The following is a 22,590-nucleotide window of genomic DNA, read 5'->3' on the forward strand; positions in this document are numbered from 1 at the left end:
ATGGTATTTGTTTCACAATTACTATAAAATATAAACATGTATTGATGGCGGACAAAGGGGAATCATAGATGATTAAAATTCGGAAGCTGACCAAGCACGTGGGGCCTGTACGTACCCCGTTGCTTCGAGGAATTGATGCTGAAATTCATCAGGGTGAATTCATTGCTATAGTGGGGCCAAGCGGAAGCGGTAAAACGACACTTCTTCGCTGTCTTGCTTTACATGAATCTTGGGAAGAAGGCAGTTTAATTGTAGGAGGCAATGATGTACTGAAATCCGGGTGGACAGGCAAGATGAAATTAAAGCGGGAATGGGCATATCTGGAGCAAAATCCGCATCTTAATATGAATCGGACCGCTCTTAAAAATGTGCTCATTGGCAGATCGGGTCAGACCCCCTGGTGGAGAATGGTTACTGGTATGGTGCGTTCCGACGATTATATGGGAGCGATGGACGTTCTGGAGGATCTGGGTCTGCTGGATAAGGCGCATGATAAATGCGACAAGCTCAGCGGCGGCGAACGGCAGCGGGTAGCCACAGCGCGTGCTCTCGTTCACGGAGCTAAGGTTATTTTAGCTGATGAGCCTGTAAATGGACTTGATCCTGCCTCAGCAACGCATGTACTGGAAACCTTTCGCAAGCTGTGTTCTGACGAGCGAGTAACAATCATTACTGTACTGCCGCTGGAAATGGCTGAACGTTTTGCTTCCCGAATCTGGGGGCTGAATGAGGGCGAGCTGGTGTTTGATATCCAGGGAAGACGATTGACACAGGCAGAAAAGAACAAATTGTGAAGGGGACGGCAAGAGAAGTGAAAAAAATGCTGTTGAAAATGGTGGCGTGCTGCTGTTCCTTGCTGCTCCTTGCCGGATTTTTAAGCGGCTGTAATGTGATTAGCGATCCGATTTCGCTGATGCAGACACCAACGATGTCTGATGAGAAACAACAGCTGAATGGAGCAGTGAATACGCAATTAGGGGCGGTACAACCTTTAAGGCCGAATGATCCGGATGATCCTACGCCAATTCGGACGGGAGATTTGAATAATGATGGTATAGATGAAGCGGTGCTCTTTTATGAAACACCAGATGAGAGCGTAAAGATACATGGTGCCTTGTTTGAAGATCAGGGCGGCACGTGGGTAAAGAAGCTTACATTTGATGGGGAAGGCACGGTGTTGGAATCATTTAAGCTTGTGGATTTAACCAATGACGGTACGCTTGATATTGTAGCAGGTTTTTCGAGCGGAGACAGTAGTGAGAACGGGGACCAGAAGGGCCTCATCGTATACTCTTATACTGGAGGAACGTTGGAAAAAATATATGCAACGGGCTATACGGACTTCGTTGTAGACGATTTTAACCATAAGAAGATGGATTTGAACGGGGACAATCTGAATGACTTGACGATTATCTTGCTCCGTCGTAATGAATTTTTTACCGTGAAAACATTCCAGTTCAGCGGAGGGACCTTTAAGGAGATCGGATCGTTGGAATTGGACAGTCAGGCTTTAGGCGTCTACAATGTCGTCGCTGGTAAGGTAGCCCAAGGTAGGCAAGGGATCATTATTGATACAAAGATTGCCGAGACAACTACGGTTTCCAATGTTATCGTGATGGATCACGGCAAACTCAGAAAGCTCAATCTTATGGATGTTACCTTTAAGGATGCTACCATCGCCAGTGGTGATGTGGATGGTGACGGTATTCTCGAATTTGGGAATTTAGAGAAGCCTAAAGGTTGGAGCAACAGGCCGCTGGATGAAGTTCCTTATTTTGTATCGTTCTATCAGTGGGATGGGGCCAAAGGGACAATTTTCAAGCAGCAACAGTATCGTGATTCTAATGAACAGGTCTACTTCAGACTGCCGAAAGAGCTGCATGGCAAGGTGACTATTGATCCGAAGGTTTCCAGGAAAGACAGCTATTTGCGGTTTATTCTGGATGATACAGACAAAACAATAGCGGAAATTAAATTTTTCTCATTGTCACAATGGGAGCGAAACAATGAAGGCTATAGCCAATTGTGGCGAACGAACGCACAGGTAATTGGCATTAAGCGATCCAGCGAGCTGGAACCACGTAAAACCATTAAAAACAAGATGGGGGAAAGGCAGGTAGAATAGAGTGAGTAAAGTTTTAATCATGGAAGACGAGGAATCGATCCGTAGCTTTATCGTTATTAACTTGAAACGTAACGGTTTTGAGGTGCTGGAGGCGGCAGATGGGCATGAGGCTCTGAATATTTTGAACACGGTGCGGGATATTGATATCGCGCTGCTTGACGTGATGGTGCCTGGGATGGATGGTTTTGAGGTTTGTCGGAGAATTCGGGAAACGAATGAGCGTATTGGCATTATCTTTCTGACAGCCAAGGTACAGGAACAGGATAAGGTGTATGCCTTGTCTGTAGGGGCTGATGATCATGTGAGCAAGCCTTTCAGCCCGACAGAGCTGATTGCACGTATCCAATCGTTATTGCGTCGGGTAAATGTACATCGTGAAACAGCAGCCAAGGTGTCTTTCCAGTCCGGTCCGTTCACGCTGGATTTGATAGCTAAGCAATTTAAGAAAAACGGACAGCTGATCGAACTGACACCGACAGAGTTTTCGCTGATTCAGTTTTTTCTGGAGAAAGAAAATACGCCGCTTAGCCGAGATGTGCTACTTGACCACGTATGGGGCAAGGAATATATGGGCGATCCGAAAATTGTAGATGTGAATATCCGACGTCTGCGGCAGAAAATTGAAAACAATCCATCCGAGCCGGCTTTCTTACAAACCGTGTGGGGACATGGATATAAATGGAAAGGTCAGTCTCAATGATCAAAAAGGGAATTCGCCGACAGATTGTGCTTCACTATTTTTTCGTAGTGTTCTTGGCGCTTCTGTTAGTAGAAGTCATTTTTATGTTTGCACTCCGGTCGTATTATTACGACTCCATTTACAAACACATCGAAAGCCGTATCGAATCGGTAAGTGAATTTGCATCCAAATTCAAAGAGCCAGAACAGTCTTTGCAATCGTATTTGTTGAATACATTTTCTCTGCCCTTCACTGAATTACAATTGCTTGATGAACAGGGAAATGTAATTGATAACTCGACAAATTTTGCTGCGGATCTAAGTGTGCAAACCAGTGATGTGACACAAGCCTTAGCTGGAGATACGGGCAAATGGATCGGAAAGCAACCCGGCACGGGACAGCAGGTGATGGCGGTATCTCAGAAACTGGACAATATCGTCGGAGATCAGGTGTATATTATCCGGTATACGACTTCGTTGGAATTAGTAAATGATAAATTATTCATCATTACATTATTTTCGGTGGGAATCATGGCAGCTGTACTGATTATTGTATTTATAGTAAGCACAGGGCTTGCCAATTCCATTGTCAGACCGATTAACAACATTCGCGATGTATCTGCTCAGATGGCACAGGGACGATTTGATGCACGTATTAAAGGCGATTATCGCTATGAACTGGGTGAATTGGCATCGACGTTGAACTACATGGCACAGGAGATTGTCCGAACCAATCAAATCAAGGATGATTTTATTTCTTCCATTTCTCATGAGTTGCGTACTCCGCTTACTTCGATTAAGGGCTGGAGTGAAACGTTAAATTCTGGCGGATATGACCCGGAAGAGACGAAAATTGGGATGCAGATTATTTCCAAGGAAACGGATCGACTGATTGGCTTAGTGGAGGAAATTCTCGATTTTTCCAAACTGGAGCAAAATGCCATGAAGCTCGTGATGGGAACAGTTGATCTTCGAGAGCTTTTGCAGGAAATTATGCTGAACGTATGGGCAAAGGCGGAAATGAAGCAGATCAAGCTTCAACTGGATTCCGAGGAAACGGCTTATCTCGTTCATGGAGACGGTAACCGTCTGAAGCAGGTATTTTTGAACATTGTAGATAATGCTATCAAGTTTTCGCATGAAAGCTCGATTATTTATCTGTCTCTTCAACGCATTAAGGGTAATATCGAGATATCGGTACAGGATACAGGGATTGGGATTAGTGAAGAAAACCTTGCCAGAGTAAGGGATCGCTTTTTCCAGGTAGACCACCAAAATGGGGGGACGGGTCTGGGATTGGCAATATCGCAACAGTTTGTTGAGCGTCATCACGGTCAGATGCTCATCAGAAGTGAATTGGGAGCTGGAACCACCATTACGGTTTCATTGCCTGCTCTGCAAGCAGAGTCATCCGTGGAACTACCACAACTCTCGGAAGGGCAAATTTAAAGTCAGTTGTAAGAGGTAATAAAAAACAGCCAGTCCTCACTATATTGGAGGGCTGGCTGTTTGAAATTTTAGGGAGAGTTATGAAGTAAAGCCTTCTGCACGCAAGCGTGTGTTACGCTCATAGGCTTCTTTTAGCATACGTGTAGTTTGCGGCCGTACTGCCATTTTACCAAATACTGTTTCATTGGGTCCGATAACCATAATTTCGCTCGGATTACCTTTAATCACAGCACCATCACGAATCACAGCACCTTCACCGATAATGGCATGCTCAATATGCACGTTGCGCCCAATACGTGTGTCGGGCATAACGATACTTTCCTTGATGGATGAGCCTTTTCCCACCTCGACGCCACTAAACACTACAGAGCGCTCAATTTGGCCTTCTACTTGGCAGGAATCATGCAGGAGGCTGTCCAATGACTGCATTTTACGACCAGGCACCTTTTGCGCGCTCAGCCTTGTGCGGCGTTCACGTGTATACATCGGCCAGTCTTGACGCTGAAGGTCAATTGCGCAATTTTCATGGAGCAGGTCCATGTGGGAGTCCCATAGGCTTTTAACTGTACCTACGTCTTTCCAGTAGCCCTGGAATTCATAAACGTATAGAGATTCTTGGTCCGCCAGCATTTTAGGTATGATATCTTTGCCAAAATCATGACTGGATTGAGGATCCTGTGCGTCTTCCAACAGGTAATTTCTTAAGTAATCCCATTTGAAAAGATAAATCCCCATAGAGGCCAAATTACTTTCGGGTTTCTCCGGCTTCTCTGCAAATTCAGTGACACGCAGATCTTCATCGGCGCTCATAACACCAAAACGGTGTGCTTCATCCCAAGGAACCTCCATGACAGAAATGGTTGCCGCAGCTCCTTTTTCCTTATGGTAGTTCAGCATCTCGCGATAATTCATATAGTAAATATGATCACCGGATAAAATAAGCACATGCTCTGGATTTTGGCTGTCAATATATTCGATATTCTTATGAATAGCATCTGCCGTTCCTAAGTATTCAGCGTTACCTGTATTATAAGATGGAAGCAGGGTAATTCCTTTGTCATCCGTTTTTGTAAGGCCCCATGGAGTCCCATCCCCAATATGTTCGTGCAAGGATTCCGCCTCATATTGCGTCAGTACACCTACAGTATCAATGTTTGAATTTACGCAATTACTGAGAGGAAAATCGATGATCCGGTAATGACCGCCAAAAGGTACGGCGGGTTTTGCAATCGTTGAAGTAAGGGGAGCAAGACGGCGTCCCTCTCCGCCTGCCAGCAGCATGGCAATGCATTCTTTATTAAACATTTCGTTTCCCTCCCGGTTTAGTTGTCTGTTGTAGTACATACATAAACGGTATGGGGTACTCTTGAAACCATCAGGTATATAAGATTCCCCAAAAACTAAGGTTTATTTTTTTCCTAGTCATTTTTCTGTTCATTGTGGCTAGAATGGGGTAATAACTCAGGTCAGCTTTGACCCAAAAGCGAATGCATTACCGACTCATACATTTTTACTCACAAAACATAAAAGGGTGGTGACGTGATGACAGACCAAATTCTTCCGCAACAGACGATATCATCGGAAGATATTTATTTGTTTCATGAAGGAACGCTTTATCACAGCTACCGATCTTTGGGTTCCCACCTTACTGTGGAGAACGGAGAACAGGGCGTTCGTTTTACGGTCTGGGCTCCTCATGCTCTCCATGTCGGGCTTGCTACAGATCGCAACAACTGGAATGGGGAACAGGATTCCTTATATAGGGTTCCCAAATCCGGTTTTTGGAGTCGTTTTTTTCCGGGGATATCCCAAGGAACATTTTACAAATACGACATTACAGGTCCAAATGGTGAACGATTTCTGAAAGCAGATCCTTACGCCGTACGTGCTGAAGTAAGACCGGCTACGGCGTCAGTGGTAGCTTCATTGGATGGTTATGTTTGGAATGATGCAGCTTGGCGCCGTAAACGTAGAGCACCATATGGTAAACCTCTACATATATATGAGCTTCATCTAGGCACTTGGAAGCAAAAAGCAGATGGTACGTTTTATACATACAGGGAGATGGCTGAGCTTCTTGTGCCTTATGTAACAGATATGGGGTATACACATATTGAGCTGATGCCGCTGAGTGAGCATCCGTATGATCTTTCCTGGGGCTACCAACTCACCGGGTATTTTGCACTCACAAGCCGTTATGGTGAACCACATGATTTTATGTATTTGGTGGATCGTTGCCATCAGGCGGGAATTGGAGTGATTATGGATTGGGTTCCAGCTCATTTTGCCAAGGATGCTCATGGATTGAGACGGTTTGACGGATCGCCGCTGTTCGAATACGCGGACCCGCTAATTGCGGAAAAGCCCGGCTGGGGAACCCTGACATTCGATTATAGCAAGCCAGAAGTACGTTCTTTTCTGATCTCCAATGCATTGTTCTGGATGGATGTGTACCATATTGATGGTCTGCGTGTAGATGCAGTGACGAGCATGTTACGGCTTGATTTTGAAAAGCAGGATGGACAATATTGTCTCAATTCCAAGGGAGGGATTGAAAATGAGGAGGCTATCGCCTTCCTTCAACAGCTGAATGAGACGGTATTCCGCTATTATCCATACGCACTCATGATGGCAGAGGAGTCCAGCGCTTGGCCGATGGTGACCTCCCCAGTAAGCGATGGAGGACTCGGTTTTAATTACAAATGGAATATGGGTTGGATGAACGATACACTTGATTATATGGAATCAGAGTTTGATCAACGACCCGATCGCCATAATTTGCTGACATTCCCCATAGCCTATGCGTACAGCGAAAATTTTACACTGCCATTGTCACATGATGAGGTTGTGCATGGTAAAAAGTCGCTGCTTGATAAAATGCCGGGCACCTATGAACAAAAATTTGCCGGACTACGGGCACTTCTTGGCTACCAAATGACCTCACCAGGTAAAAAGCTTTTATTCATGGGAGGGGAATTTGGTCAATTTATTGAGTGGAAGGATGAGGATCAGCTTGACTGGTTTTTGCTGGACTATGACAGTCATCGGTCTCTGCACGCATACTCGAAAGCACTGAATCATTTATATCTTCAGGAGAAGGCATTATGGGAATTGGACCATTCGTGGGACGGCTATCAATGGATTGAAGCTGAAGACCGCGGACAGAGTGTGATTACGTATTTACGTAAAGGCAAAAAAGCAGGAGATACGCTGGTTGTCCTCATTAATTTTCAACCTGTGCCAAGAGAAAATTATCGAATTGGGTTGCAAAAGGCAGGAAGCTATATGGAATTACTGAACAGCGATCATAAGGACTTTGGGGGGAGTGGTCAGCTTAACTCTGGGGTGATACGTACTTCCAAAATCCCTTACCACGGCCAGCTTCACAGCTTGGAGGTGACGATTCCACCCCTAGGCATCGTTATACTCAAGAAAACACCACCACGTAGGTCTAAAAAAGTAGATTAACCACATAAGGAGGAAGCACATATGAACATTTTGTTTGCGGCAGCAGAAGCACATCCATTTATTAAAACAGGCGGGTTGGCTGATGTTATTGGCGCACTGCCAAAGGCACTTCATCAGGCAGGATGCGACGTCCGAATCATCTTACCTAAATATGCGGGCATTCCCGATACCTATAAGAAGTCTCTGCGTCCGGTAACGGTCAAGCATGTAGCTGTAGGCTGGCGTGATCAGTATTGTGGAGTAGAGGAGCTGACGTTGGACGGGATCAGGGTTTATTTTATAGATAATGAATATTACTTCGGTCGTGACGGTATTTACGGTTACATGGATGATGGCGAACGCTTCTCCTTCTTTAACCGGGCGATTTTGGAAGTGCTGCCTGAACTGAATTTTCGGCCGGATATTGTGCATTGTCATGACTGGCATACGGCAATGGTTCCGCTGCTTCTGAATGCCGATTATCGACATTTGCCCTTTTACAACGATATTCGCACGGTGTTTACGATACATAATCTGTTGTATCAGGGTGATTTTCCATATGAGGTCTTAACGGAGCTGCTTAACTTGGATGGAAGCTATTTTACTTCCGAAGGTGTGGAATATTATGGCAGACTGAATTTTATGAAAGGTGGGCTTACTTACTCCGATCATGTCACGACCGTGAGTCCAACCTATGCAGAGGAGATTCAAACTGAATTTTACGGATACGGACTGGAGGGTTTACTTCGTAAATTAGGAGAGCAGGGACGCTTAACGGGGATTGTGAATGGAATTGATACCCAAAGCTACAATCCTGCCACAGACAACCGTATTTATACAAAGTACCGCACAAGTCTGGCAAAGAAAAAGGAAAATAAAATTGCCTTGCAAAAGGAGCTAGGTCTGCCGGTGCGTCCAGACGTACCTATGATAGCAATGGTAACTAGACTTGTGGATATGAAGGGGCTAGATCTGGTTACGAGAGTGCTTGACGAAATCTTGTATTATGACGATATTCAGTTTGTCGTGCTGGGAACAGGGGACCCTGCTTTTGAGCACTGGTTCCAGGAAGCAGCGGGACGGTATCCTCTGAAAATGTCGGCGCAGCTTACTTTTAGCGAGCCACTGTCACGAAAAATATATGCGGCAAGTGACATGTATCTTATGCCATCGAGGTTTGAGCCTTGTGGGATTAGTCAACTGCTGGCGCTTCGTTATGGAAGTATCCCTATAGTGCGAGAAACTGGAGGGCTGAACGATACTGTACAGGCTTACAATGAATCTACAGGTGAAGGTAACGGTTTTAGTTTCACGAACTATAATGCACATGACATGCTGCACACCATTCGTCGTGCTGTTGATTACTATCGCCAACCTGAGCATTGGAACAAGCTTATACAGACGGCCTTTGCAGGAGAGTACAGTTGGGATGTATCGGCCGAGGCTTATATGGATATTTACCGTTCGCTAGCAAAGATTGATGGAACAGAGTAGGATACCATATTTGTGCTAATAAAAAAGGGAATCCCTTTAGCCAGTGTCTGGCTGAGGAATTCCCTTTTTTGCTGCGGTCAGTCGCCCCCGCCACCACAACTGCTTCCACACGAAGATCCGCTGCTACAAGAGGAATGACTCCCAGAATCGCCTGAATCGTGGTGAGAAGAGCCTCCACCATGAGAACTGTCATGGGAGGAATGATGGTGCGAGTGGTGTGTATCCCAGTTTGAGCAGCCGCTTGCAGAGCTACAGCCGGATGAGCTGGCTAGGGCGACACTGCTTGTAGAGTCTGGGTGCATGTGTATGGCAAATTCATCAGGCCGATACCATGAATACCACACAACAGCCAGTAGCAAATAGTCAACCTGCAAATAGTTGATCTTGGGGAGCTGCTTGCCCTCAGGATCATTTACAGCTTTATTTACCCGCTCACGGAGGTGTTGGACTATCTTATGAACCGCTTGTTGTGTCTGCTTTGAAATGCCTATATTTTCACTTATATTCCATCGGTCACCTACTGGCTGCGCTGAAGCTGTCAGGTTGTAATAGTGTGAAAGCTCATCATTCGGTAATGGATGATTAAAAAAAGTTCCCCACAAACTGGCGCTATAGCGATTCCAGCCAAAGCATTCCACATACAACCAGTCAAACCACGCCCGCTCCTCTGGCATCAGCTGAGAGCCGCCCGAATGGGGAGCATGGTGAAGCATACGACCAAAAAAAGCTCCCGAGAACTGCTGGTATTCGCGCGTAAACATTAACATTTCGTGCCATAGTTCATCCACATCACTACTGAACATAGGCACTCGATTCATAATCGCGCATAGCATGAAGTATCGTTTTAGCTCATGCCAGCGCCAGTCATATTCTTGTTCCGTCAGATTAGGGTGGGCTTCCATGACACGTTGCTTTACGTTGTGAGCATAGGAGGCTGGAATGGATCGCTCCAGCAGCTCCTTCAGCTCCGTAATTTCTGGATGACGCTCTTGCGTGAGTGACGAAGGAGACGGGGAACTAAGGAAAAATGCATTCCGTCGGCGCGTGCTTCTGTTTCCACGATTCCTGCGTATTGCTCGGAATATAAACCAAAAAATGATGAGGTCAACCACAATAAACAACGTCCAAAAGCTACTCATACTATTCATAAAGGCACTCCTTTCTCCAAGAAGACGGCATTTCCGATTTTAACTTTTGCTATTCAGTAGAGCGAATTCTTCTTTAATCTGTGCCAGCAGCTCAGAACTTGTGATTACATCGCAAGCTGTCCATGCCAAGGTCCTCGCGGCCAAGAGCATTCCTTCCATTGCGCGGTCCTGCATCGCCAAATCGCGGAATTCTGGTGTATGCAAGGCATGCTTCTCGTCAATAACTTGAATGTACGGATGGATCGCAGGGCAATGAAGTGATACATTTCCGATATCCATAGAGCCATGATCTTCGCCTTCCGTAATATCTTCTTGCGCAATACCAGCCTGCACCAAATTTGCAGTAAAGGTGTCGGAGAGTACACCGTTAGTCACCATTTCATCATAAGAAGTCTCATAATTGGAGGTTTCCAAACGACACCCGGCTTGTAAAGCAGCTCCTTCAGCAATTTGAATAACACGACGGGTAAGCGGGTTCAGTTCTTGGCGTGTCGCGGCTCTCACGTAAAATTGAGCTGAGGCGTAATCAGGAATAATATTGGCAGCCTGCCCACCCTGATTAATGATGCCATGGATACGCACTGTACTTTTCACCTGTTGCCGAAATGCGTTGATCCCATTAAACGTTTGAATCACAGCGTCCAAGGCATTAATCCCTTCGTGCGGACTGGCCGCAGCATGAGCGGATTGACCAAAAAATTCGAACTGTACAGCATCAATCGCCAGCGATTTTCCTGATTTTTCGTAGCGATCGAAGGGATGTGTCATCATGGCTATGTCGCAATCATCAAACAATCCAGCCGCCGCCATCGGAACTTTTGCACCGCGTGTTTCTTCGGCAGGTGTGCCGTAAACACGTACTTCTCCACCAGTCTCGTCGATGATCGATTTGAGACCGACGGCAGCGCCTGTACTCATCATGCATATCAAATGGTGTCCACAGGCGTGCCCTAAACCTTTCAGGGCGTCATATTCTGCCAGAAAAGCAACAACTGGTCCAGGCTTGACTGCTTTGTAAGTAGCAATAAAGGCCGTTTCTATACCCAATATGGGTGCCTGAACTTCAAAACCGTGAAAGGCAAGTTCTTCTTTTAGACGGGCAGAGGCCAGGAATTCCTCGTTTCCAAGTTCAGGGTTTGCGCCTATATACAACGAAATGTCCTTAAATCGCTCGGCATGCTGTTCAATGGTGTGTTGAATGGTCTGTTTAAAATTCATGCTGAAAACTCCTTTATATATGCTGTAATGTAGGTACTGCGATAGATATACTAAAATTGTACTATAACATTCATTGCATAATCATGCATATTCATTTATAATGACACAATCTTATTTATTATAAAGAATTTAAGGAGAGAAAAAAAGATTGAAAAAGGCATATCGTTTTACCGCCCTGGTTTTGACGGCGGTTATCTTGCTGTTGGCTGGTCTTCCTATGCTCACTGCATACGGATCGGAAGGAAAGCCACAGAAAAAACTTGTAGTGGGTATGAGTGCTGACTTCCCGCCGTATGAGTTTCACAAAGTTATTAACGGTCAGGATACCATTGTCGGGTTTGATGTTGAAATTGCCAAGGAAATCGCCAAGGATCTGGATGCAGAGATGGTCCCAGAGGACATGAGTTTTGACTCTTTGCTGCCTGCTCTGCAAAGTGGTCGCGTAGACTTGGTGCTGTCTGGTATGACACCGACAGATGAACGCAGAAAGAGCATTGATTTTTCGGATGTATACTATCGTTCCAAGCAAGTCATTATGGTTCGTCCAGAGGACAAAGACAAATATTCAACGATGGCTGCTCTAAAAGGAGAGAAGCTCGGTGCGCAGAAGGGGAGTATCCAGGAAGAAATTGCGCAAAAAGTACCTAATGCTTCGGTAACCTCATTGGATAAAATATCCGATCTGGTACTCCAGCTTCGGACCAAGCGTATCAACGCGGTTGTAATCGAAGATACCGTTGCTAAAGGATACACGCTAGACGGTACCGTAACACTTGCCAAAGCAGTACCTGAAGATGAAGGAGCAGAAACTGCTGTAGGCATCCGTAAAGGAAATGCGGAATTGCTTGCTTCAGTAAATAAAACGTTGGCTCGCCTGAAAGCGGACGGTTCGATTGAGAAGTTTTCTACAGAAGCGAGTGCACTGTCTGCTGACAGACAGGTTTCTTCGAATAGCATTGTAGATATATTTTTGAAATATCGCAGTTTCTACGCTACGGGTATCGGCTACACTCTATTGCTGTCTGCGCTCGGAGTACTGTTCGGATTCATTATTGGCCTGATCATATCATTGCTACGGATGAGTGGTATTCGTATTATCGAGTGGCTAGGTACCGCATATGTAGAGATACTGCGCGGCACACCTATGCTGGTGCAGCTTATGATCATTCATTACGGAGTTGCTTTGACGTTAGGTGTTAATTTTACGCCACTCCAGTCCGGTATAATTACGTTGTCTCTGAATAGTTCGGCATATTTGGCTGAAATTTTCCGTGCTGGTATTCAGGCCGTAGACCGTGGACAGATGGAAGCTGCCCGCTCGCTCGGGATGGGACGAGGCAAAGCGATGCGTCACGTTATTTTACCGCAAGCATTTAAATCTATATTGCCTGCTATTGGTAATGAGTTCATTACGATCATTAAAGAATCTTCTATTATTTCGACCATTGGGATGGTGGACATTATGTATCAAGCCCAGGTCATTAAGAATATTACCTACGAAGGCTTAAGTCCGTTCGTAATCGCAGCCGCTATTTATTTTGTAATGACATTTAGCTTATCTAAGCTGTTGGGTTTATGGGAAAGGAAGTTGAGAGCCAGTGATCACCGTTAAACAACTGCGTAAATCATTCGGTAAGAATGAAATTTTAAAAGGCATTGATATAGATATCGCCAAAGGTGAAGTAGTCGTCATTATCGGCCCGAGTGGTTCGGGGAAAAGTACGTTTTTGCGTTGTATGAATCTGTTGGAACAGCCAACAGAAGGGGAAATCTTGTTTGAGGGTGAGCCGATTACGGCCCGTGGTCATAATATTAATGCGACTCGAGAGAAGATGGGGATGGTTTTCCAACATTTTAATCTGTTTCCGCATAAAACAATACTGCAGAATCTGACGCTTGCACCAACGAAGGTGAAGAAGCAATCGGGGAAAGAAGCGGAGAAAATTGCGTTGGAGCTCCTGCGGACCGTGGGTCTTGAGGATAAGAAGAATACCTACCCGAACCAGTTATCTGGCGGTCAAAAGCAACGTATAGCGATAGCACGTGCTCTCGCCATGCAGCCGCACGTAATGCTGTTTGATGAACCTACCTCTGCCCTGGACCCTGAAATGGTTGGAGAGGTTCTGGATGTGATGAAGAAGCTCGCTGAAGGCGGCATGACGATGGTGATCGTGACGCATGAAATGGGCTTTGCTCGTGAGGTAGGAGACCGAATCATCTTTATGGACAACGGTCAAATTATAGAGCAAGGTACGCCGGAGCAAGTTTTCGGAACTCCAAGCCATGATCGTACCCGTGATTTTCTGGCTAAAGTGCTGTAAGAAAATGCTTTTATGAATTATTGACAAAGCCCTCTCGTGATGATATTTCACGGAGGGCTTTTCTCCTTTTGTCACCATATCTCCATATTTTCGTAACAAAAAACCGATTTTTGATGACAAAATTGTAATGGATATAGTATGATGTTCAAGGTTCCCAACATTTTCATGCAGATAAGGTTACAAAATTGTGATATTATGCAGTAAGCCAAAACTTACCGGGGCAGCAGCAATGATAACAATTACTCAGGTGCTGGGCTCAAACCATGGGAAGTGCGGGGGACGTAACAACGGCAATTATTCCAATGCGTCATATAGATGTTGTGGAATATGCCTAGGGGTGAATTGCACAAGCATAGGGCTTCTCCTGAGTCCGAATCCGACAGCTAACTTCGCAGGCATAACAGAGGAGGTACATATCTTTGAAACACTTAAAACATATTGGAAAAACCATGAAATTTGCGGTGCTTGCCGCAGCGATTGCAGGATTGGCACAGACAGCAGGAGTAGCAAATGCTGCTTCGCTTCATACTGCCAAAGAAGGCGATACTTTCTTTTTGCTTGCTCAACGTTATGGGGTATCGGTAGATGACTTGACGAAGGCTAACCCGGATATTGCGTCCAACAACATATATGCAGGTCTACAAATTAAAGTGCCAGACGAAAAAAGTGTGAAGACGGCTTCGGATTCGAAACCACAGCTTCTTACGGAGAAAGCACCAGCGAATGAGAGGCCAACAATTGAAGCATGGGGCAAAACATTCAATTACAGTAAAGTTGTTGATGTTAAAGCAACAGCATATTCAGCCGCAGCTGATGAAAATGGCAAATGGGGTGCAGTCGATTACTACGGTAATCCGCTTAAACTGGGTACAATTGCAGTAGACCCGAAAGTCATTCCTATGGGAACAAAGGTGCTAGTTACAGGCTATTCCCATCCCGGCTTGCCAGACCATTCTTTTGTAGCCGTTGCCCGTGATCAGGGCAGCGCTATTACCGGAAAGCGGATTGATATCTTTATCCCTGGCAACAAATCATTCGTGAACGACTTCGGCTTCCAAAATGTGAAACTGTACGTTATTGATAAATAGCATTGTGCATATATTTGATTTCATTAAACATAATATATATTATGTAAACTTAATATTATAGCACACAACATATAACTGGGACGACTTCTTATCAGTACGGTCGTTTATCGCTAAAAAAGGCTGTCTTACAAGCAGAAGCATTCTGCTCGTCAAGGCAGCCTTTTTACGTTGTTGGTATATACGAGGCTTAGACATACTGTTATTTTCGTTCCGATGTGTGAAGTAGCCGGGGGACTGTGACAAACTTGTAGCCCTTAGCTTTTAAAGAGTGGATTAGACCCGGCAAAGCTTGGACAGTACCTTGCAAGTTGGAACTTTGACCTCCACCTGCATGCATTAAAATAATGGAGCCAGGTCTGGTAGCCGGGATCACGTTACGCTGAATCTGTGTTTTGCTTAATCCCTTCCAGTCTAGAGAGTCCACATTCCAATTGACGATCATGTACCCATGACGACGCGCCCACTGAATTTGAGGCTCCGTGATTTCACCATAGGGTGGTCGTATTAATCTGGGCTGAAAACCTGCGCTGGCTTCTAAAATGCGTTCTGTTTTTGTAATCTGGTGGCGAAAGCGTTCTGGTGTGGCCTTCCTGAAATCCGGATGAGTATAGGAATGGTTTCCTATAGCATGACCCTCGCGGATGATGCGGCGTATGATCCCCGGATGCTTTTCCGCACGATGGCCGACGATAAAAAACGTAGCTTTGATACCGTTTGCGTGTAATACGTCCAAAACCTGCGGCGTATACCTTGAATCGGGCACATCATCAAAGGTTAAGGCAATTTGGCGGGTGTGCGGGCCGCACATTTTAAAAATGTCCGCATGCTTTTTTCGTAGCATCGCTAATGTTGGAGTAGCTCGATCTTTACTTTGATATACCGAAGTAGCGACAGTAGCTTCCTTGGGATGGGGCGTTCCGATGTTGGGAGGCGTGTCAGCGTGAACGGGAAAACTTGAAAATGCTAGTAACAGTGCTAAACATGGCAACACTCCCCTGTACCGCATTTGTATTCCCCCTTTCCGTGCAGTGGTACCTAGTGGTGCTCTCAGCTATTATGTACCTGTCCTATTAAAATTATGCTGGTGATTGAGTGAAGTCCTACACGACTGAAGAGAAGCACATCATGAAGCGGATATCCGTGAAGATGACGAAGTAAACGCGCATATTCTCTTAAACATGAACGAAAACTGGAGCATTTTCGTAAGTTTTAGCCTTACAAAGGATTCGGTATACCGTGACAGCTGGTGTATAATGGGGATGCTATTCATAATGCTACAGACTTGGAATTGAGGGAAGGATGGATAAAAGTGACCGACTTGTTTACTCCTTATCAATTAAAGGGGCTTTCTTTAAGAAATCGGATTGTCATGCCCCCAATGTGCCAATACAGCGTGGAGGCCAAGGACGGCAAACCGACGGATTGGCATTATGTCCATTATGTGAGTCGCGCGGTAGGAGGGACTGGACTCATAATTGTGGAAATGACAGCGGTTCATCCGGATGGGCGCATTACGGATCGTGATTTGGGCATTTGGAGTGATGAACATATTCCTGCATATCGTAAAATGGTAGAGGAAGTCCACAAGTATGGTGCCAAAATTGCCATTCAATTAGGCCATGCCGGACGCAAGGCTGAAGATGCTGAGCCACCTGTAGGCCCGTCCTCGATCCCCTTTAGTGAACGATTTAAAGAGCCGCACGCTTTGACGCGAGCAGAAGTCAAGGAACTGGTTCTTGCCTACAAAGAGGGGGCGCGTCGGGCGGTAGAAGCTGGTTTTGACACGGTAGAGATTCATGGCGCTCACGGCTATCTAATCCATCAATTTCATTCTCCTTTAACCAATACCCGAGAAGATGAGTATGGGCAGGATTTATCACTGTTTGGTGTTGAGGTGATACGTGCTGTTAAAGAGGTACTTCCTGCTGATATGCCTGTGCTAATGCGGATATCTGCCAAAGAATATGTCCAAGACGGATATGATGTTGAATACATAGCAGCCATAGGGGAACGATATCGTGATGCGGGTGTAGACATTTTCCATATTTCTTCTGGTGGTGAGGGTCCGATTGGTTCCAGCGGAGGTCCGTCTGCGCGTGCTGGTTATCAGGTGGATTTGGCTCATACCATCCGTGAGAAATTGAATGTGCCTGTCATTGCTGTCGGCTTATTGGATGATTATGAGGATGCCCGCCGAGTCGTGCAGCACAATGAAGCTGATCTGGTGGCCATAGGGCGTGCCATGCTGCGTGATCCCTATTGGGCGCTGCATGCATCACGGGCGCTAAAAGTACAGGCGGATATTCCAGAGCCTTATCTACGCGGTTTTTAGATATTTTTGAAACCTCTTTGCAAAGCTTGCGTAAACATGTGTACAGAGCTTAAAATTTAAGCATTCAATTCTAGGAGGAACTTCACATGTCTATTTTCAAACGATTAAGAGATCTTACGATGTCTAACATTAACGCCATTATCGACAAGGCAGAAGATCCAGTTAAAATGACGGATCAATACATTCGTGATATGCAAGAGGATCTGGAAGATGCAGAGAAAGCGGTAGCCGCTCAAATTGCTATTGAAAAGAGATTTAAACAGCAATACGAAGAACAGGCAGCTTTGGTGAAAAAACGCGAAGAACAGGCTCATACGGCTGCAAAAGCACAAAATGTGGATCTTGCTCGTCGTGCGCTGGAAGAAAAGAAATCTGCCGAACAAAAAATGAACGAGTTCCAAGCTGGTTATGAGCAAAACAAAGCTGCAGCTGACAACCTGCGTGGTAAGCTGGATGAAATGCGCAGACAGCTGACTGAAATGAAAAACAAGCGCGAGACACTGGTTGCCCGTTATAATGCAGCTAAAGCGCAAACCGAAATTAACAAAGCGATGAATGGTTTTAGCTCGGATACGGCAACTGCTGGATTAAAGCGTATGGAGGAAAAAATGCTGCAAGCAGAAGCACGTGCTGAAGCGAGCAACGAAATGGCTTCCAAGGAAAAATCGCTGGATGAAGAGTTCAAAGAGCTGGATAAGAAAAGTGCTGTGGACGACGAACTTGCTGCTTTGCTGAAACAATACGAAAATAAATAAGAACTTTTAAGCATTGCCGCTAGTGTGATGGCTCAGTAAGCGAAGGAGAAACGTTATCTCCTTCGCTTTTCCCTGCCTGGGGGCGTAAATCAATATATGTAGTCAAGAAGATGTGGAGGATGGTAGCAAATGCATTTTTTAGAAACGATGAAAGCGATGCTGGTATGGACGGGCGCAGGTGCTATTTTGCTGTTCGTATTAATGTATGTCGATTCTTTATTTACAAAGTATAAGGATTTTGCCGAAGTAAAAGCCGGAAATATGGCTGTAACAGTCCGGATGATTATGAAGCTGATTGCACAAGGATACATTTTATCGGGTTCAATTGCTACAGCTAATAATTTGCTCGAAGCGCTTGTGTATTCTGTGATTGCCTTTATCATCTTGCTTGTTTTGGAAGTGATTGTGCGTCTGCTGTTGCGGTATTGGGCACAGTTTGATTTGGATAAAGGTACCCAAGAAGGTAAAATTGGTTTCGGCTTGTTCTCAGGAGCGCTGCATTTGGTGGGTGCCTTGATCATTACAGCATGCTTCTAGGCAAAGTAAGGAGGGAATATGACCATGAGTGTATGGAAACGAATTTCAAATCTATTTGCCAAGCCTGAACCGCCGAAAGCGGAAAAAAGCATGCTTCACTTAAATCCTGGTGATATTTGTGAAGTGTCGCTTGTCACCTATGAAGTGGTAGGTCGTGTACATAATCGTGCTCGGAATGCCGTTGTTTTGACGCTTCAGGATGGTAATCAAGTGAGTTATCTTCATATTGAGGAACGGGAAACACTGCAATTCGGACTATATCAGGCCATCGATGGCAGACTAGACAACCCGGAGGAAGTACCGACCATTTTAGAACTGGATGATACAACGTATCATTTGGAAGAACAGTATTTTGGGCATGTTACCGTTATGGGCCGTGCTCCTTTCCGGCAGGGGGGAGAGCAACATGTTTGGCAGTACCAGTCTGATGATTACCATCTACTGCGGGTAGAGTGGCAGGACGGTCGCTTTATGCTTTATGAAGGAGAAGAAGTGATTACCGGAGACGTCAAGGTTATTCGGGCTAGCTAGGAGAGGGTTACACATGGGCAAACGCACCTGGCAATATGCATTAAAGGTCATTGTGGCGCTGAGCTTGTTCGTATCCGTGCTAAGCGGCTGCGGGGCGCCAAATGTGAAAGATACGTATCCGCTGGAATCCGTTAGTGGTAGCGGAAACTCGACCTCGTACGTATATCGGGCGGCAGGCAAAACGGTTCCCGAAGTAGCGGAGGAATTGAAAGAACAGCGTACACCGGAACAAATATCGCCTCAGAGCAATGAGCGGATGTTTCTGGTATACAGCGATGAATGGTACCATTTGCAGCAAGATCCAGCTAAGAAGGAAGATACACTCATTGAAATCGACAGTAAAAAGTATGTCGAGCAAAATTACAGTTCCAGCTTTCTAAAAGGATACTTAACTGCAACTGTGCTGGATGCTCTGTTCGATTCATTGCGGGGGTCTGGCTCCTATCGAGGTTATTCGAGCAGAGATGTATACCGACCTTCACAAGGGCAATATCGTGCTCCAACAGCACAGGAGAAAAAAGCGATCCCGCCGATAACGGTGGAACGAAAAGGTTCAGTTACCCGTAGAGGAAAAAATTCGGATTCCAGCGTTGGATCAAGCGGAAGTCTATTCGATCGAGGCTCCAGCAGTTCACCGAGCAGAGGCTCGATTTCACGTGACCGAGGCAGCAGCGGTGGTTCCAGCATATTTGATTCACCGCGCAAATCTTATAGTAAGCCTAAAACACGCAGCGGCTCAGGTAAAATTAGCCGGCGAAGTCGACGATGATGGGTAATATTTTATTTTCTTCTAAAGTTGTTTGCGGAACTGTGGAACTGTCTTGCACAGTTCCTTTTTTTGTTGTTTAACATTTACTAATGTAAATTGAATGGATGCTCCCTCACTTCGATTTTATTGCCGTCTACTTTGACCTGCGATCAGGGCTTATGTGCTCAATGCCATCTTCTTCAATGATACTGCTTTTTTTGATATGGAGATGACGAGCTATCTTTTCTATAGCACCCATCCGTGGTTCAGAAAGTCCGCTCTCCCAAGCTGAAATTGCTTTATTGGTAACCCCAGCGATCTCAGCAAGCTCTTGTTGAGTCAAATGATATTTTATACGTAATTTTTTGAAATTGTCACTTAAAGCCACAATAATCCCTCCACCCCAAATTAAGTAGATTATAACCTTGATATCGAAAAAAAACCAACATAATACATTGGCAAAAGCAACGTCGCTCACTTGGGGTGACTTTTTATATTACCACGAATGGATGTCGAGTTTGAAAAAGAAAGCCAGGGGAAGAAAATTTCATCTTATAGTCATACAAAAAATTCCAGTTTACTAGATTATTTCATTGCCACATCTATTAGTAAAATATACAATTACATCAGGCGAAATAGGAGGATGATGTAACTGTGTTATCTGCTTTCTTATATATTATACTTGGTTTTTTCGATGCTTTAGCGGCAGTTACTTTGGTCTTGAAGCTTTATATGCTTCCCGTGTGGGAAAATCGAAGAAAAATAATTTTCTATGCAATGGGCATAGCCTTGTTTTCCTTTCTCATGAGAGAAGTTATAGGCATGCCTAAATTTGATTTTCCGCTCCAGTATTTATTAATGGTTCTCTTTTTAAGATTTGGTTTAGGAATCAAAACATATCTTGCGGCTTTTTCTGCTGGTTCCGGTCTTACAGCTTACATTAATCTACAGTTATTTGTATATATCTTTGCAAACTTTTTCGGAGTAGCACAACCAGGTGTTATAAGTGATACAGCTGGCTCTTCCATTTACGTTATACAGCTAGCTTCTATTTTTACTGCGTACTTTATTTCTTTTGTCATGGGGAAATACAACTTTGGTTTCTCATTTATCATTCAGCCCCCACATGATTTTTTGAAAGGTGAAAATTACCTATCACCCCTTAATAAAATGTTCATTATAGGCTCCTTAATATCATTTGTCACGATTCTTGTTACTTTGTATATGCTCTATAACTCCAATACGATAGGACTACTTTCCATCTCATTGCTGACTTTTGGAATTTCGTACTTCTTATCAGAGAAAGGAGATTACGAGGATGCTAGAAACGCTATCGAGGCACATCGCATCAGAAATAAAGAAAGCTGATCCTGATGGACCTACAAGTGTAGAAGTGATGGAGTATGCGATTGGTGTGAAAATTACCGAAATCTCGGCAGTACTTATGGTCGCAGTTATGGCCTGGATAACAGGACATTTTTTGGGGGCATTACTAGCCCTAGCTACGATCATGTTTGTAAGGAGATTTTCAGGAGGGGTACACTTCAGCAACCTTACCCTTTGTGTCTGTTTTACAACGGCCATATGTGTAACTATACCTTTCGTCTCTTTAAGTTTATCAACGATTTTGATAATTAACACTTGTTCATTATTAATGTTTGTAGTATATGCTCCCAATCATTTTATCTATATTAACAAGACCAAACATCACAAATATTATAAAACGATATGTATTTTGGTTTGCATATTAAATTTTTTTATACAATCTCACATAATATGTTTATCTTTAATTATACAAGCATTCAGTATTCTTCCTTTATGGAAAGGAGGTGAGCGAAAATGGATAAGAAATTGGCGAGAGCTTTAAGTATAAGCCTTGGTAATTACGCTAACGAGTCTACCAAAAAAGAAAAAACAATTTTTGGCGCTAAACCTGTACCAGCTGAGCTGAAGAAAACAGAAAAGAACTGAATTTAATGGAAGAGGGAAAGCGAATCCTAGCTACTCCATTGCTTGATGACAATTCACTTGGAGATTGCTCTTTTTTTTGTGAGAATCACCTAGTTGCGATTGAATTGTGGAAGCCCAAAAGCAATTATCACATCCCGCTTTTTCATACTTCTCATGGAAGATTTACAGTTCCCACCACCCTCCATGAATGTTCCGTAGGCTTACCCACTTTTTGCAATTTGGACGGATCTAATTTGGTTAACATCACACAAGTGGACAAGATCGTTACGGGAGATTATGGAGGGGGGCAGGTTGTTTTTAAAAATCAAGACATTAAAGAAAGTATAAATTCAGCAAATTTATCTCGATGGAAACAAATATATGAGAATGCAATGAATGCCGATAGAGAAATTCGTTATATTTTCGGATCGGAAATTAAGGTAGTGGGTAAAGCGGCAGTGAGCGGTTTTTTTAAAGTAGGGAATATGCTTAGTGTGGATATGTGGGAACCAAAAAAAAATTATTATGTCCCGCGTTTTCACTCTGGAGATCGCTCTTATTCAATCGGGCTAACCGCACAAGCTTGCAGGGAAGCTTTTCCGTATCTATATCCTGCTTATAAAGACACCCTGATAAACCTAGAATTGGTTTGTGAGATTGAGTCTAACGCATTTGGAGGTTTGGTACGATTCGAAGGATCAGACTTCACTTGCTCGATGTCTCATAATAAACTTAAAGCACTTAAAAAATTGTGGAAATGACCCATGAA

23 protein-coding genes and 1 riboswitch are annotated in these 22,590 nt (G+C 44.4%); of the genes, 18 read left to right on the plus strand and 5 right to left on the minus strand.

The annotated features are described in order from the left end of the window. Positions 1-68 precede the first annotated feature (68 nt). The 4 genes from MMB75_RS05925 to MMB75_RS05940 are packed head-to-tail and all read left to right on the plus strand — an operon-like array spanning position 69 to position 4,252. Positions 69-794, plus strand: a complete 726-nt coding sequence (locus tag MMB75_RS05925) for a phosphonate ABC transporter ATP-binding protein (RefSeq protein WP_045244505.1) — start codon at positions 69-71, stop codon at positions 792-794. Continuing rightward, complete coding sequence (locus tag MMB75_RS05930; RefSeq protein ID WP_019687406.1) at positions 791-2,125, plus strand: hypothetical protein; 1,335 nt, start codon at positions 791-793, stop codon at positions 2,123-2,125. The genes MMB75_RS05925 and MMB75_RS05930 overlap by 4 nt, the downstream gene beginning before the upstream one ends. A gap of 1 nt (position 2,126) precedes the next feature. After that, the gene (locus MMB75_RS05935; protein ID WP_016820715.1) at positions 2,127-2,825 is read left to right on the plus strand and encodes a response regulator transcription factor; all 699 of its coding nucleotides are present in this window, start codon (positions 2,127-2,129) and stop codon (positions 2,823-2,825) included. Continuing rightward, the gene (locus tag MMB75_RS05940; RefSeq protein ID WP_017427729.1) at positions 2,822-4,252 is read left to right on the plus strand and encodes a sensor histidine kinase; all 1,431 of its coding nucleotides are present in this window, start codon (positions 2,822-2,824) and stop codon (positions 4,250-4,252) included. The genes MMB75_RS05935 and MMB75_RS05940 overlap by 4 nt, the downstream gene beginning before the upstream one ends. 78 nt (positions 4,253-4,330) lie before the next feature. Here MMB75_RS05940 and MMB75_RS05945 read toward each other — a convergent pair whose 3' ends face one another. Beyond that, positions 4,331-5,557 carry a glucose-1-phosphate adenylyltransferase gene (locus MMB75_RS05945; protein ID WP_017427730.1) on the minus strand — a complete coding sequence of 409 codons (1,227 nt, stop codon included), beginning with the start codon at positions 5,555-5,557 and terminating at the stop codon, positions 4,331-4,333. Between the two features lie 237 nt (positions 5,558-5,794). Here MMB75_RS05945 and glgB point away from each other — a divergent pair, with 237 nt between their 5' ends. Then, the gene (glgB, locus tag MMB75_RS05950; protein WP_045244506.1) at positions 5,795-7,720 is read left to right on the plus strand and encodes a 1,4-alpha-glucan branching protein GlgB; all 1,926 of its coding nucleotides are present in this window, start codon (positions 5,795-5,797) and stop codon (positions 7,718-7,720) included. A gap of 21 nt (positions 7,721-7,741) precedes the next feature. Next, positions 7,742-9,193 (plus strand): glycogen synthase GlgA, encoded by a 1,452-nt coding sequence (gene glgA, locus MMB75_RS05955; RefSeq protein ID WP_045244507.1) that lies wholly within the window; start codon positions 7,742-7,744, stop codon positions 9,191-9,193. Between the two features lie 77 nt (positions 9,194-9,270). On the opposite strand, the gene MMB75_RS05960 is transcribed toward glgA, so the two are convergent. Together MMB75_RS05960 and MMB75_RS05965 are read right to left on the minus strand one after the other, a co-directional pair. Continuing rightward, complete coding sequence (locus tag MMB75_RS05960) at positions 9,271-10,341, minus strand: glycine-rich domain-containing protein (RefSeq protein ID WP_045244508.1); 1,071 nt, start codon at positions 10,339-10,341, stop codon at positions 9,271-9,273. Positions 10,342-10,380: 39 nt separating this feature from the next. Beyond that, on the minus strand, positions 10,381-11,559 hold the full coding sequence (locus MMB75_RS05965) for a M20 family metallopeptidase (RefSeq protein ID WP_025365012.1): 1,179 nt from the start codon (positions 11,557-11,559) through the stop codon (positions 10,381-10,383). A gap of 148 nt (positions 11,560-11,707) precedes the next feature. Here MMB75_RS05965 and MMB75_RS05970 point away from each other — a divergent pair, with 148 nt between their 5' ends. From MMB75_RS05970 to MMB75_RS05980, 3 genes are all read left to right on the plus strand, one after another. Continuing rightward, entirely contained in the window at positions 11,708-13,171 is a 1,464-nt protein-coding gene (locus MMB75_RS05970; RefSeq protein ID WP_017427733.1) for an ABC transporter substrate-binding protein/permease, read from the plus strand. Next, positions 13,158-13,880, plus strand: a complete 723-nt coding sequence (locus MMB75_RS05975) for an amino acid ABC transporter ATP-binding protein (protein ID WP_045244509.1) — start codon at positions 13,158-13,160, stop codon at positions 13,878-13,880. The genes MMB75_RS05970 and MMB75_RS05975 overlap by 14 nt, the downstream gene beginning before the upstream one ends. 243 nt (positions 13,881-14,123) lie before the next feature. Beyond that, positions 14,124-14,293: riboswitch (cyclic di-AMP (ydaO/yuaA leader) on the plus strand. Positions 14,294-14,299: 6 nt separating this feature from the next. Beyond that, positions 14,300-14,968: a 3D domain-containing protein gene (locus MMB75_RS05980; protein WP_045244510.1), complete on the plus strand. Its 669-nt coding sequence runs from the start codon at positions 14,300-14,302 to the stop codon at positions 14,966-14,968. 199 nt (positions 14,969-15,167) lie between these two features. On the opposite strand, the gene MMB75_RS05985 is transcribed toward MMB75_RS05980, so the two are convergent. Beyond that, positions 15,168-15,974: a polysaccharide deacetylase family protein gene (locus MMB75_RS05985; protein WP_045244511.1), complete on the minus strand. Its 807-nt coding sequence runs from the start codon at positions 15,972-15,974 to the stop codon at positions 15,168-15,170. A 303-nt stretch (positions 15,975-16,277) separates the two neighbouring features. On the opposite strand from MMB75_RS05985, the gene MMB75_RS05990 reads away from it, so the two are divergent. The 5 genes from MMB75_RS05990 to MMB75_RS06010 all read left to right on the plus strand — a co-directional run bounded on the left by MMB75_RS05990 (position 16,278) and on the right by MMB75_RS06010 (position 19,892). Beyond that, positions 16,278-17,300: an NADH:flavin oxidoreductase/NADH oxidase gene (locus MMB75_RS05990; protein ID WP_016820725.1), complete on the plus strand. Its 1,023-nt coding sequence runs from the start codon at positions 16,278-16,280 to the stop codon at positions 17,298-17,300. An 86-nt stretch (positions 17,301-17,386) separates the two neighbouring features. Then, positions 17,387-18,055 carry a PspA/IM30 family protein gene (locus MMB75_RS05995; protein WP_013371430.1) on the plus strand — a complete coding sequence of 223 codons (669 nt, stop codon included), beginning with the start codon at positions 17,387-17,389 and terminating at the stop codon, positions 18,053-18,055. 129 nt (positions 18,056-18,184) lie between these two features. Further along, positions 18,185-18,592: a DUF350 domain-containing protein gene (locus tag MMB75_RS06000; protein ID WP_013371429.1), complete on the plus strand. Its 408-nt coding sequence runs from the start codon at positions 18,185-18,187 to the stop codon at positions 18,590-18,592. Between the two features lie 24 nt (positions 18,593-18,616). Continuing rightward, positions 18,617-19,123 carry a DUF4178 domain-containing protein gene (locus MMB75_RS06005; protein ID WP_017427734.1) on the plus strand — a complete coding sequence of 169 codons (507 nt, stop codon included), beginning with the start codon at positions 18,617-18,619 and terminating at the stop codon, positions 19,121-19,123. Between the two features lie 13 nt (positions 19,124-19,136). Next, positions 19,137-19,892: a DUF4247 domain-containing protein gene (locus MMB75_RS06010; protein WP_019687402.1), complete on the plus strand. Its 756-nt coding sequence runs from the start codon at positions 19,137-19,139 to the stop codon at positions 19,890-19,892. A 133-nt stretch (positions 19,893-20,025) separates the two neighbouring features. Here MMB75_RS06010 and MMB75_RS06015 read toward each other — a convergent pair whose 3' ends face one another. Next, positions 20,026-20,259 (minus strand): helix-turn-helix transcriptional regulator, encoded by a 234-nt coding sequence (locus tag MMB75_RS06015; RefSeq protein WP_031461564.1) that lies wholly within the window; start codon positions 20,257-20,259, stop codon positions 20,026-20,028. A gap of 266 nt (positions 20,260-20,525) precedes the next feature. Between MMB75_RS06015 and MMB75_RS06020 the strand changes: the two genes are divergently transcribed. The 4 genes from MMB75_RS06020 to MMB75_RS06030 are packed head-to-tail and all read left to right on the plus strand — an operon-like array spanning position 20,526 to position 22,582. Continuing rightward, positions 20,526-21,239: a hypothetical protein gene (locus MMB75_RS06020; RefSeq protein ID WP_016820730.1), complete on the plus strand. Its 714-nt coding sequence runs from the start codon at positions 20,526-20,528 to the stop codon at positions 21,237-21,239. A gap of 28 nt (positions 21,240-21,267) precedes the next feature. Further along, entirely contained in the window at positions 21,268-21,738 is a 471-nt protein-coding gene (locus MMB75_RS26190) for an accessory gene regulator ArgB-like protein (RefSeq protein WP_413540861.1), read from the plus strand. Further along, positions 21,711-21,842, plus strand: a complete 132-nt coding sequence (locus MMB75_RS06025) for a hypothetical protein (protein WP_016820731.1) — start codon at positions 21,711-21,713, stop codon at positions 21,840-21,842. Before MMB75_RS26190 ends, MMB75_RS06025 begins: the two co-directional genes overlap by 28 nt. 5 nt (positions 21,843-21,847) lie before the next feature. Then, positions 21,848-22,582, plus strand: coding sequence for a hypothetical protein (locus tag MMB75_RS06030; RefSeq protein WP_016820732.1), 735 nt, complete (start codon positions 21,848-21,850; stop codon positions 22,580-22,582). Positions 22,583-22,590: the final 8 nt, after the last annotated feature.

Origin of the sequence: Paenibacillus sp. P2(2022) (assembly GCF_029522175.1) — a bacterium.
GTDB lineage: Bacteria > Bacillota > Bacilli > Paenibacillales > Paenibacillaceae > Paenibacillus > Paenibacillus polymyxa.